This window comes from Streptomyces achromogenes (assembly GCF_030816715.1).
GTDB lineage: Bacteria > Actinomycetota > Actinomycetes > Streptomycetales > Streptomycetaceae > Streptomyces > Streptomyces achromogenes_A.
In genome coordinates this window covers 6,727,043-6,739,098 of the sequence record NZ_JAUSYH010000001.1, presented here as the reverse complement: position 1 = coordinate 6,739,098, position 12,056 = coordinate 6,727,043, and the positions used below count along the sequence as shown (strand labels likewise).

The window sequence follows — 12,056 nt, the reverse complement described above, 5'->3', positions numbered from 1 at the left end:
CACGCGGCCCGGCGGTGGGTCAGGAGAGCGAGAACTGCGGGAGCGGCGAGGGCGGCACGAGGCCGGGCAGGAAGCCGTGGGTGCGGCGGGCCAGGTATCCGGCCTTGTACCGGTCGACCTCGCGGTGCCAGTTCAGGATGCCCGCCAGCCAGTTCTGCAGGTCGGCCACGTAGTCCCCCATCGCCGCACGGGCTTCGGACGAGAGGCCGAAGTCGTCGCAGAGGACGGGCAGTTCGTGCGCGACGATGTGCTCGAACTGCTCCATGCGCCGGGTCATGAGGTCGTGGACGACGCCGAGTGCGGTCGGGTAGTCGCAGCCGAAGAAGTTCTGCACGACGAGGATCGCGTTGTGCACCTCGCCCTCGTACTCGATCTCCTTCTGGTAGGAGAAGACGTCGTTGGTGAGGCACGCGTAGTCCATCGCCGCGTTCTCCAGCGCGCGCACGACCCCGCTGCGGTAGACCTCCGGCGGGACGGCGGGGCCCCGGCCCATGCGGCACAGGCTCAGGGTGAGCTCGGAGCCGAAGGTGGCGCGGCGCATCTCCAGATAGTCGACCGGGTCGGGAACGCGGTTCTGGAGCTGGTTGGACAGCTCCCACACCCAGCTCTCGGTCATGGCGTCGACCGCGTCGCGCAGGGTGCGCCGCTGGTCCGGGCTCATGTCGCGGGTGGTGCGCGTCCAGAGGTCGATCAGACCGCGTTCCATCGCGTCGACGGGGACGACCGGGGCGGGCTCGCCGTCGAGGGTCATGCAGGCCGACAGGCGGGCCGTGGTGAGGCGGGCGGCCGCGAGATCACGGCGGTTGCCGAAGACGAGCGGGTAGTAGTCGTCGCCGTAGGTGCCCCAGGCGAGCCACTGGGCGCTGAGGTCGAGCGCCTGCGCGGTGGCGTCCGGGTCGAGGCCGGCCGAGCACAGGGCGAGGTCGCAGGAGGCGAGCCTGTCCTCGTCCCAGACGCCCTCCGCCAGCATGCCCATCCGGTGCGTCCACGCCAGCAGCCGCGGCCGGCAGCCCTCCAGGTGCGGGCTGATCCCGACCGCGAACGGCATGGTGAAGTCGGGCAGTCGCGAGGGGCCGACCTTCTGGAACGGCACGTGCGTGCAGGCGCGCAGGCGTTCGGCGGCGGCGGAGGCCAGCAGCGCGCCGACGTCGGCGGCCGAGGTGCCGGGGCCGGTCAGTTTCTGCCAGGGGGCCCGGGACGAGGCGCCCTCGTTCATGTAGCGGCTGGAGCGCGTGTGCCATTCGTGGCCGCCGGACTGCCAGTCCTGCAGGCCCTTGGTGTAGGCGGCGACGGCGGCCACCTCGTCCGGCCGGAGGCCCTTGTCCAGGGCGAGCGCGGGGACTTCGGTGAGCGCGGTGTGCTCGAACTGGTGGAGCCGGGAGGTGAGGATGTCGTTGACGGTGTCGGCGGCCTCCTGGGTGGTGCAGCCGAAGAACGTCTCCAGGACGAGCACGCCGTTGCTGTTCTCGCCCTCGTCCTCGACCTCGCGCTGGTAGGAGAACAGGTCGTTGCGCAGGTGCACGGCGTCCGAGAAGGTCTCCATCAGCACCCTGAGCGGCCTGGTTCCCGCGACGGCTGCGGGAACCTCGGCGGTGGCGTACTCCACCAGCCCCGCCGACCAGGGCGCGCCGCCCACCTTGCGGCGCATCTCGATGTACTCGACGGGGTTGGCGATGCGCCCCTCGTCGATGTTGGACAGCTCCCACATGGACTCGTTGAGGAGGTGTTCCGTGGCCACGGCGAAACGCCTGCGCCAGTCCCGCGACATGGCCGGCACCGTGCGCGTCCACAGGTCCTTCAGCCCGGCCTCCACCGGGTTGCGCGGCTCGGGAACCGGCGTCGACAGGTCCAGCGGCATGAACAGCGGGAGCCGGTCCAGATGGGCCTTGCCCGCCGCGCGGTCCGGGGTGCGCTTGAACATGTCGAGGAAGTGGTCGTCGAAGAAGAACACCCACACGTACCAGTCGGTGATCAGCGACAGCGCGGGCCCGTCGCAGTCGGGGTGGGTGTAGGCGCAGAGCAGGCCGTAGTCGTGCGCCTCCAGATCGGCCTGTTCCCAGATCCCGGATCCCTCCAGCATGCCCATGTCCCGCGCCCACTGCGTGGAGTGCGCCCGTGCGTCGGCGACGTTCGGGTTCAGCCGCGCGGGGTGCGGCAGGTAGAAGTGCGGGAGTTCGAACGGTTGCGTCATGGCCGGGCCCTACCCGGGGGCCCGAGCGGCCATCCGTCGAGGGACGGATCATCACACCATCGCGTGAATCGGCGCGAAGCGGGCAACGCGAGGGGGGCCGGCCTGCGCCGTGCCCGCCCCGCGCGCGGGCGGCCGTTCCTCGGGAGCGTCCGGCAGCTCACTCCCGCACTTGGATCAGCGCGTGCGTGCCGCCGGTGCGCCAGCGCTGGCCCTCGGCCGCGACCAGGGCTGCCTCCGTACCGGCGTCGAGGCCGGTGATCACGTCGGACTTCAGTGTGCGCAGCGCCGCGACCGGGCCGGGGAAGTACGCGGTGACGTCGGCGAAGGCGGTGGTGGGCGCCCAGCGGCTGTCGCCCACCAGCCGGCGGTAGTTGAGGTCGCCCTTCACGATCGTCAGCGTGGCCGAGGCGAACTCGGCCCGCAGGTCGTCCGGCATCCGCTCGTAGGGCAGCGGGGCGGCGGAGAACGGGTGCGCGCGGACCGTGAGCGTGCCGTCCGCCATGGCCTGCCACAGCCGGCGGCCGCGGCCGCCGGCCGCTCCCCGCGCCCCCGACAGCTTCCGCACCGCGTCGACGACGTCGGCGGTCGTGGCGTCGGAGACGTAGTACGGGTACGGCTTGACGTGCAGGACGACCCGACCGCACCGCCGGTGTGCGAGCAGGTGGGCGGCCAGGAGCAGGTCGGGCACCAGTTCACGTCCGGCGTTGTCGGCGACGAGGCACACGGTGCCGGTGCCGGTGCCGGTGCCGGTACCGGAACCGCTGCCTGTGTCGCTGCCGCTGTCCGCGTCGGCCTGCGGCAGGAGCTCCCAGAGCCGTTCGCTGTCGTCGGCGACCAGCCCCGGCACGGCGGCACGTTGCTCGGCCCCGGCGTCGGAGAGCCGGAAGCCGAGGTCGGCCCGGTTGCCCCAGAGGGAACCGTGCAGCAGGGCGCGGTCCTGTTCCTCGACCGGGCGGCCCTCGAGGGCGTCGAGCGCGGCCAGTTCCTCGTCGGTCTCGGGCGCTTCGAGCTCGGCCAGCTTGAACGGACGGAACGGGTCGATGCCCCGCCAGGGCCCGGGCCCGAAGTAGCCGACGGCTTCGAGGAGTCGGCGGTAGAAGTAACTCTCCGACCACAGCCACGGCACGTCGAACCAGGAACTGCCCGTGTGCGCGTCGAGGCCCCAGACGCGCCACCTGTCGCGGTCGTGCGCGTCGGCGGGCAGCGGGTCGATCACGCCGTCGGCGCAGGCGGCCAGCAGCGCGTCCAGGCCCCGGTGGTGGTCGGGGCCGTAGGGGAAGGCCTCCCGCACCTGTCGGATGATCGCCGGATGCCGTTCGGCCAGGACACTGCGGGGGAACGAGCCCGGCTCATTGCCGAGGATCACGGGCGGGGCGGCGGCGTGGGGCATGCGGTTCACCGTATCGCGGAGCCGTGCACCGCACCCGCCGGCCGCATCCCCCGCCGCGTCCGGCGGCCCGCGATCACCCGCCGTCGCCCCTCCCACTGCGGCGACGGCCCTCACACGGCCGCCATGGTCTCCCGCTCGAGTCGGGCGGCGAGGCTCACATAGCGCGGACGACGAGGTACCGGCACCAGCCCTCGGATGAGGACGTGCCACATCTCGGCCATCCGGCGGGGCAGCCGGCCGGTGGGTTCGCGGGAACGGCCGACGACGCGGGTGCCGACGAAGAAGCAGACCAGCGAGTGGGCGACGGCGTCGAGGTCGACGTCGGCGTGGATGTCGGACTCCTTCACCGCGCCGCCGAGGCGGCGGGAGATCAGGTCCAGCAACTCCGTGAACGGGTGCGGCAGCGGGGGCCGGACCGCGACTCCGCCGGTGGCCAGGCGCAGGCCGGCCCGGGCGATCGGCCCTTCGACGGAGAGCCGTGTCAGGCCGAACGTCAGACGCATCAGGGCTTCGAGGGAGGTGCCGCCTCGCTCGTCGATCTCGCCGGCGATCCGGCGGGCGGCCCTGGACTGCAGCTCCATGATGGCGTGCGCCAGGTCCTCCTTCGCCGCGAAGTGGAAGTAGAGGGCTCCTTTGGTGACATGGGCGTGCGCGACGATGTCGCTCAGGCTGGTCGACTCGTAGCCGTGCCGGTCGAACAGGTCGGCGGCAGCCGTGATGATCGTCGTGCGGGTCTGTTCGGCGCGTAACTGCCTCGCCATCGACTGGTACTCTCCCAGGCCGGTAAAGAACGGGTCATGCCGTTTTTTCTTACCCCGTGTACACCATAGCTCACCCTGCGAGTGAGCCGGCAGGACCGGAGCGCGCCGTCGACTCCCCCTGCGCGTCCCCCACTTGCCCTGTGACAAAGGGCCTTCCAGGGAACAGCCTGCCACAGCGGACACACTGGAGGCACGGTCGCGAAGACGATCAAAAAAGACGGGCTGCGCGGTTTCTGACGCTGTTTCACGCCGACCGTCAAGTGACAGCGGGAGGCGACACGTGTCACCGCCCTTTCGAGGTCGTCCGCCGGGGAGACGTACCCGCATCATCGGGCGTGCACCCGTTGCCGGCAACAGGCCGGAAACCGATGGTGGAGCGGGAGACGCGGGCGGCTAAGGACAGCTCCGCGGCAACAGAAAGCGTTACGGAAGCACACACCGGGCGGAAGCGGACAGCGGGGCGGAGACGGAAAGCGACTGGGAAACAGACAGCGGGGCGGGCCGGCCGGTGTCTCTCACACCGGCCGGCCCGCCCCGCCCGCTCGTTCGTCGCCCGCGGCGACTGCGGAAGTCGCCCCTAGAAGGTGAGCTTCCAGCTGTTGAGCTTGCCCGTGTCCTGGGCGGCCGTGTCCTGCACGCGCAGCTTCCACGTGCCGTTGGCGGTCTCGCCGGACGCGTTCACCGTGTAGGTGGTCACGACGTTGTCCGCCGAGTCGGAGGAGCTCGCCGCCTTCAGCCGGTAGGCCGTGCCGTCGGGCGCGACGAGGTCGATCACCAGGTCACCGCGGTAGGTGTGGGTGATGTCGACGCCGACCTGGAGGGCGGACGGCGCGTTGCCCGTGCGACCGGTGACCGCGATCGAGGACTCGACGGCGGAGCCGTTGTCCGGGATCGAGAGCGCGCTCGTGCTGGAGAAGACGGTGCCCCCCGTGGAGCCGCCGCCGGAGCCGCTCACCGCCTGCACCGTCTTGGCCGCGTCGGCCAGACCCGCGCCGCAGCCTCCGGAGCAGGCGCCCGGCAGGGCACGGGCGTTGTTCTTGATGGCCGTCTCGATCTGCGCCGGGGTCAGCGCGGGGTTCGCCGACTTCATGAGCGCGACCAGGCCCGCGATGTGCGGGGTGGCCATGCTGGTGCCCTGGTAGTAGGCGTACGACTCGCTCGACGGCGTCTTCGTGCCGGAGTTCAGCGTGGAGAGGATGCCGTTCGCGGTGCCGGTGCTGGTCTGACCGCCGGGCGCCGAGATGTCCACGAGGGAGCCGAAGTTGGAGTAGGACGCCTTCGCCCCGCTGCGGTTGGTCGCGGCGACCGAGATGACGTTGTTGCAGTTGCCCGGGTTGTGGTTCGCGACGTTGTCGCTCTCGTTGCCCGCGGCCACGACGACGGTGGTGCCGCGGTTCACGGCTCCGGTGATGGCGCTCTGGGTCGCCGAGGAGCAGGCTCCGTCTCCGCCGAGGCTCATGTTGATGACCTTGGCGACGTTGGAGTTGGCGGGAACACCGGAAACGGCTCCGCCGGACGCCCAGGTGATGGCGTCGATGATGTCGGAGTCGTAGCCGCCGCACTTGCCGAGCACCCGCAGCGGGGAGATCTTGGCGCCGTACGCGATGCCCGCGACACCCTTGCCGTTGTTCGCGACGGCGGCGATGGTGCCGGCCACGTGCGTGCCGTGCCAGGAGGAGGTGCTGGCGGGGATGCCCGCGCCGCACTCGTTGGCGTTGTACCAGTCGCCCGGGTCGGCCGGGTTGGAGTCGCGGCCGTCGCCGTCGACGGAGACGGCGGTGTCGGAGACGAAGTCGTAGCCGCCGACGATGTTCGCGGCGAGGTCGGAGTGGGCGACGTAACCGGTGTCGATGACGGCGACGGTGACGCCGGAGCCCGTCGAAGTGTCCCAGGCGCCGGGCACGTTCATGCCGGCGGTGGACTCGAAGAGGTCCCACTGCTTGGTGTACTCGGTGTCGTTCGGGTCGACGGCCTGGGGCTTGTTCAGGCGGTCCGGGACCACGTAGGCGACCTGCGGGTCGGCCTTGTAGCGGGCGACGACGTCGGCGACGTCCGTCTTCGTGAGGTCCTCGCCCAGGTCGACCAGGGCGGCGCCGGTGCCGAGGCGGCGCTGGAAGTCGACGTCCTCGCCGGCTTCCTTGCCCTTGGCGGCGGCGTCGGCCTCGGCGGCCGGGTTCGACGTGGCCTCGGCGACGCCGGACTTGTAACCGACGATGAGACGCTCGGCGGGGGCGCCGGGAGCGGCCTCGGTCTGCGCCGCGGGGACGTCGGAGGCCGCGGAAGCGGAGTCCTGGACGGCGACGGCCGAGGCGGTCGAGGCGGCGGTGAGCAGGGCCGCGGAGACCGCGGCGACGGATATGAGCTTCCGTCTCAAGGCAGGTGAGGTGCGCAAGAGCGTGCCTTTCGGTGGCCGGCTCCGGACAGGGCGGAGCGGCGGGCGATTCGCTTCGGCGTCGAAGCGGCGGGGGTGAATCGGCGGGGGGTGTGTCGAAGAGCAGCGCAGAAGGCCGGCCTGGCGCGGGGAGCCGATCCGCTCGGGATCACCTGTAGTTCGGCTGTGAACGAACGATAGGCAAAGGAACAGTCATGCGGATACAGGGGAAACCCTCGACCCGGCCGACCGCTCCCCCGCGCCCCGCGCGAACGGCCGGTGATCGACCGATTTGGCGCGGTGGCACCGGCCGATGGGGCCCTGCGCGGGCGGGTTGAACGCCGGCGGCCGCGTGCGCGTACTGACGGCAGACCGTTCCGCGCCGGCCGAGGAGACGTCCCCGATGCCCCGCACGACCGCACACCGCACCGCAGCGCTGGCCACCGCCGTCGCCGGGCCGCTCCTGCTGGGCCTGTGGGCCGCCGGCCCGGCCCAGGCGCACGGCGCGCCGACCGACCCGGTCAGCCGGGTGTACGCCTGTTCGCCCGAGGGCGGCGCCGACGCCGGTTCGGCGGCCTGCCGGGCCGCCGTCAGAGCGGGCGGCACGTCCTTCGCCGCCTGGGACAACCTGCGCGTGGCCGACGTGAACGGCCGCGACCGGCAGACCGTCCCTGACGGGAAGTTGTGCAGCGGCGGTCTGGCCGCCTACCGGGGGCTCGACCTGGCGCGTGCCGACTGGCCGTCCACGCGGCTGACGCCGGGGGGCACGCTGCGGATGACGTACGCCTCGACGATCGCGCACGAGGGCACCTTCAGGCTGTATCTGACCAAGCCGGGGTACGACCCGTCGAAACCGCTCACCTGGTCCGATCTGCCCGAGCGGCCGTTCGCGGAGGTGAGGAACCCGGCGCTGCGCAACGGCGCCTACCGTTTCACGGCGAAGCTGCCCGCCGACCGGACGGGACGTCAGGTGCTGTACACGATCTGGCAGAACAGCAGTACGCCCGACACGTACTACTCGTGCTCGGACGTGGTGTTCCCGCAAACGGTTACGGAGGAAAAGGCTCAGAGCACGCCGGCGGCCAGGGCGTCCGCCGCTCCGGCGCCGCGCTCGGCGTCCCCGACTCCGAGTCCGACGACGGCCCCGGCCTCCGCCGGCCCGTCGGCGTCGCCCGTCAGCGGAGTCTCCCCGGCGCAGGCCGCCGCGGCGCCGGAGAGCACCCCGGTGGCCGCGGACACGGGTGGCTCAGGGCCGTCCGCGCCCATGTTGGCGGGCGGCGCCGCCACGGTGCTGTTGCTCACCGGCGGCGCCGCCCTGACCGTGCGCCTGCGTCGGCGCTGAGACTCGGGTCGCACGGCGTTCAGTGGTCCCCGTCAGTTCGTCAGTTGACGGTGACGGCCTGGCCCCCGTCGGTCACCGGGGCGTACTTCGCGGTGAAGAAACCGTTGGCGAAACAGAGCGACGAGCCGGACGACTTGGTGAACTGCTGGTTGACGAAGGAGATGCTGTTGTCGGTGTTGCTCGCCGTGCCGGACAGGCTGGGCGCCTGGTAGACGCAGTTGATGCTGCCGAGCAGGGTGCGCAGCACGACCGTGGTCTGGATGACGGAACCGGACGCCGGGGTCACGGTGACGGAGCCGTCGGAGGCCACGCTGCTGGTGTAGGGCAGCGCGTTGACCGTGATGCTGGTGACGCCGAGCACGCCGAACACGTTGGTGGTGCAGCTGCCGAACGTGTGCGCGCTGAGCGACTCGGTGGCGGTGCCGGGCGCGGTGGGGTTGTCGGTGACGGTCGCGGTGAACCCGGACGCCGCGCAGGACAGGCCGCTGGTGCCGGTCGCGCTGGAGTAGAGGGTGGCGTTGGTGCCGCTGGCCAGGGAGGCGTTGAGGACGTCGCCGACGGCGACGTCGCCGGCCGGCGTCGACAGCACGGCGCCCGCGGCGGAGGCCGGGGTGACGGCCGTGAGGGAGAGCGCGGCGACGGTTCCGGCGAGGGCGAGGAGGGAGCGGGAGCGGGTGCGCATTGGAGTGCCTCTTTCGGAAGTGGGGGTGTACGGGGGGGGTTGCTCGGTGGGTGGTGTGAACCGGCGTGTCGCTGGTGGCGACGTGGGGGACGCCGGGAGGCGTCCACCGCTGCCGGCCCGTGACGCCTTCTCCGTACGTGACGGACCGGCAACGGCAGGCGGCCGGTGACCGTGCCGGAGGTCACTGGTGAGTGACTCCGCACGGGCCGGGCGGGAGAGGGCCGCCGGTCATGGGCCACTGGGGGAAGCGGCCTGGCCGGCGGCCATGAAGGGATCGAGCGCGGGACCGAGGGCCCGTACTGGCTGAATGAGTCCGGGAGCGCGAACGAGGTCGTCGCGCTGCGGATCCGGCGCCACGGATCCGGGCTGAGCCAGGGCAGTTGTAGACCTGATGGTTAGTCAACGTCAAGACCAGGAAGCAAAGTTGATGCCCCAGCAGATATATGGGAAAGCCCCCGGCGATCCACCGGTCGAGGGATGGCACATAATGAACACTCTTTTTCCACATCTCCCTTGACCCGCGGGTGTAACCATCGGTAACTTCCTCGCAGGCTACTGCTGCGTAACGAGAAAGCCCTTGCGGCTTCCGGGAGTTGCGAGGACATGTGCGCAGCAGCCGCTGTCCGCGCCAGGACAACGTGCCGCTGAAGCCCAACCCGCACGACTTAGCGCATGGGAGCAGAAATGGCCTCGTCCCCGGACGTCAGTTCGTCCGCCGACAACACCCCCGAGAACCCCGAAAGCGGTTCCGCAGAGAGACGCGGCCGGGTCCGGCTGCGCCGGGCCGCCGTCATGGCGGTGCCCGCCACCTTCGTCGCCGCGGGGCTCGCGGTCCTCACCGCCCAGGGCGCCCTGGGCGTGCAGTTCGCGATCTCCGGGATGCCGTTCGTGGTGACCGCCGACCGGCTCGACGGTGAGGGTTTCGCGCAGTTCGGCGGACTCGACAACATGATCGAGAACAGCCCCAACCAGGGCGACACCGGCGGCCAGGTCCTGGTCGTCACCTCGGTCGTCAAGAACGGCAAGATCACCAACATGTGCCAGAGCGTCGACCTCGGCGGCATCCAGCTCGTGCTCAAGGCGGGCGGCGGGTCCACCCCGGTCAGCGTGAAGAACCTGGCGATCGACTCGGACGAGATCTCCGGCGACGCCGAGTTCAACAACATCGAGATCGGCCGCGACTCGAGCACCTTCGACAAGGTCCCGATCCAGGGCCCCGCCGGCGTCTACGGCCAGCAGGCCGACACGGTCGTCATCAAGAACCTGTACCAGCACAACTACGCGGCCACCGCCGCCGTCTTCAAGCTCCCCGGACTGAAGATGAGCTTCTCCAGCGAGGGCTGCAAGTAATGACCTTCACCCAGTGGCGGGACCGCTTCCGCAGGTGGAGAGGCCAACGCCCCTTCGCGGGCGGCCTGATGCTCGTCCTGGGCGGCGCCGAGATCCTGGTGACCATGAAGGCACCGCTTCCGGTCATCCTGCACGTCGGCATGCAGGGTCTGGCAGGTTACCTCCTGCCGACCCTGATGGTGCTCTGCGGCCTGCTGATCCTGTTCAACCCGACTCAGCGGCTGTTCTACTCGATCATCGCCATCCTGCTCTCCCTGGGCACCTGGCTCACCTCCAACATCGGCGGCTTCGTCGTGGGCCTGCTGCTGGGCGTCGTGGGCAGTTCGGTGGCCTTCGGCTGGCTGCCCGACCAGGAGCCTCGCGTGAGCCGCCGCAAGCGGCGCGAGGGGAACCAGGGGCCGTCGACGACGGAGTCGTTCCTGAAGAGCGGACCGCTGCCCGACGTGGGCAAGCACGCCTGACGACGACCCACCTCACCTCACCGGCGGGGCCGGGACGACCTGCGCACAGCGGGCCGCCTCCGGCCCCGCCGGTCGTGCGCCGGCCCCGGGCAGAGGCCTGCTCACCCTGGAAGGCGGCGGCCCGCTCCGCAGCGCGGCGGGCAACGCCCCTCAGGGGGTGCGCGACGTGCGGGCCGAGGGGGCGACAGCACGGGCGAACGGATTCCGCCTGGGCTGACCAACGGTCAACCCACCAGCGCACTTATGCCCGGACGCCCCTGTTCACCGCGTTCCGGATCACAATGCGGCAGCGTCTCCTCACACCTGGTGGGTGCTCACTTGACTACCAGTGGTCACACACGGTTGGCTCCGAGCCAGCGCATGTCCTCCGCCGGTGCACACCCCCTGGGTTCCGGCGGCGCTCGCCCCGTCCTCCTGCTCTGCCGCACAGCGAGGTGCAGCCCCCCATGAACACTCCCGTCCCCGCTCCCGCCGTTCCGTGTCCCCGCGGATCCCTGCGTCTGGCCGCCTTCGCCGCGGCCTGCTGCCTCCTGCTCGCCGGCTGCACCGGCGCCGCGTCGTCCGGCGCGGACGCGGACGGGGCGGCCGGCGCGGGCGGCCGGATCAAGGTCGCCCTGGTCACCCACGGCGCCGAGAAGGATCCCTTCTGGGAACTGGTGCGCAAGGGCGCGCAGGCGGCGGCCGCCAAGGACGACATCGATCTGACCTACACCAGCGACTCCGACCCCGCCGGGCAGGCCGAACTGGTGCGGGACGCGATCCGCGACCACGTCGACGGCATCGCGGTGACCCTGGCCAAGCCGCAGGCCATGAGGAGTCCGGTGGCCGAGGCCAAGGCGGCGGGCATACCCGTCGTCGGCTTCAACTCCGGTATCGACGCCTGGCGTTCGCTGGGGATCCTGGAGTACTTCGGCCAGGACGAGAGCGTGGCGGGCCGCGCCGTCGGCGACAAGCTCGACGCCCTGCGGGCGAGACACGCCCTGTGCGTCATCCACGAACAGGGAAACGTCGCGCTCGAGGCGCGCTGCGCGGGTGTGAAGAAGTCCTTCGACGGTGAGACCCGGATGCTCTACGTCGACGGGACGGACATGGACGCCATGACCGCCGCGTTGACGACCCGGCTGCGGCAGGACCCCGACATCGACGAAGTCATCACCCTCGGCGCGCAGTTCGCGCTCGCCGCGGTGCAGGCGGCCGCCAAGGCCGACAGCAAGGCCGAGGTCGCCACCTTCGACCTCGACAAGGACCTGGTCGCCGCCGTCCGCGACGGCCGCGTGCAGTTCGCCGTGGACCAGCAGCCCTACCTGCAGGGGTACCTGGCCGTGGACGCGCTGTGGCTCCACAAGACCAACGGCAACGTCAGCGGCGGCGGTGTCGCGCCCGTGCTGACCGGCCCGGCCTTCGTCACGAAGACCAACGTCTCCGACGTCGCCCGCCTGGCCGCCGCCGGAACCCGCTGACCCCCGTCTTCGACCGCCCCCTCCCCCGCTGATCGCCCTAGGACGACT

At 71.2% G+C, this 12,056-nt stretch carries 9 protein-coding genes; 4 read left to right on the top strand and 5 right to left on the bottom strand.

The features are described from left to right. Window positions 1-19: 19 nt before the first annotated feature. The 4 genes from cyc2 to QF032_RS30080 form a co-directional block, all read right to left on the bottom strand. Complete coding sequence (gene cyc2 / locus QF032_RS30095; RefSeq protein ID WP_307058216.1) at window positions 20-2,191, bottom strand: germacradienol/geosmin synthase Cyc2; 2,172 nt, start codon at window positions 2,189-2,191, stop codon at window positions 20-22. Window positions 2,192-2,348: 157 nt separating this feature from the next. Then, complete coding sequence (locus QF032_RS30090; protein ID WP_307058215.1) at window positions 2,349-3,581, bottom strand: damage-control phosphatase ARMT1 family protein; 1,233 nt, start codon at window positions 3,579-3,581, stop codon at window positions 2,349-2,351. Between the two features lie 110 nt (window positions 3,582-3,691). Next, complete coding sequence (locus tag QF032_RS30085; protein ID WP_306948523.1) at window positions 3,692-4,342, bottom strand: ScbR family autoregulator-binding transcription factor; 651 nt, start codon at window positions 4,340-4,342, stop codon at window positions 3,692-3,694. 577 nt (window positions 4,343-4,919) lie between these two features. After that, window positions 4,920-6,734: a S8 family peptidase gene (locus QF032_RS30080; protein WP_307046799.1), complete on the bottom strand. Its 1,815-nt coding sequence runs from the start codon at window positions 6,732-6,734 to the stop codon at window positions 4,920-4,922. A gap of 382 nt (window positions 6,735-7,116) precedes the next feature. On the opposite strand from QF032_RS30080, the gene QF032_RS30075 reads away from it, so the two are divergent. Continuing rightward, window positions 7,117-8,055 (top strand): lytic polysaccharide monooxygenase auxiliary activity family 9 protein, encoded by a 939-nt coding sequence (locus QF032_RS30075; RefSeq protein ID WP_307058213.1) that lies wholly within the window; start codon window positions 7,117-7,119, stop codon window positions 8,053-8,055. Between the two features lie 40 nt (window positions 8,056-8,095). Here QF032_RS30075 and QF032_RS30070 read toward each other — a convergent pair whose 3' ends face one another. Then, a complete protein-coding gene (locus QF032_RS30070) occupies window positions 8,096-8,737 on the bottom strand; it encodes a Tat pathway signal sequence domain protein (protein WP_306948529.1) in 642 nt (213 codons plus the stop codon). Between the two features lie 684 nt (window positions 8,738-9,421). Between QF032_RS30070 and QF032_RS30065 the strand changes: the two genes are divergently transcribed. From QF032_RS30065 to QF032_RS30055, 3 genes are all read left to right on the top strand, one after another. After that, entirely contained in the window at window positions 9,422-10,087 is a 666-nt protein-coding gene (locus QF032_RS30065; RefSeq protein WP_107446221.1) for a DUF6230 family protein, read from the top strand. Continuing rightward, complete coding sequence (locus QF032_RS30060; RefSeq protein ID WP_307046795.1) at window positions 10,087-10,548, top strand: DUF6114 domain-containing protein; 462 nt, start codon at window positions 10,087-10,089, stop codon at window positions 10,546-10,548. Before QF032_RS30065 ends, QF032_RS30060 begins: the two co-directional genes overlap by 1 nt. 446 nt (window positions 10,549-10,994) lie before the next feature. After that, window positions 10,995-12,008, top strand: coding sequence for a substrate-binding domain-containing protein (locus tag QF032_RS30055; protein WP_307046793.1), 1,014 nt, complete (start codon window positions 10,995-10,997; stop codon window positions 12,006-12,008). The last annotated feature ends 48 nt before the right edge of the window (window positions 12,009-12,056 follow it).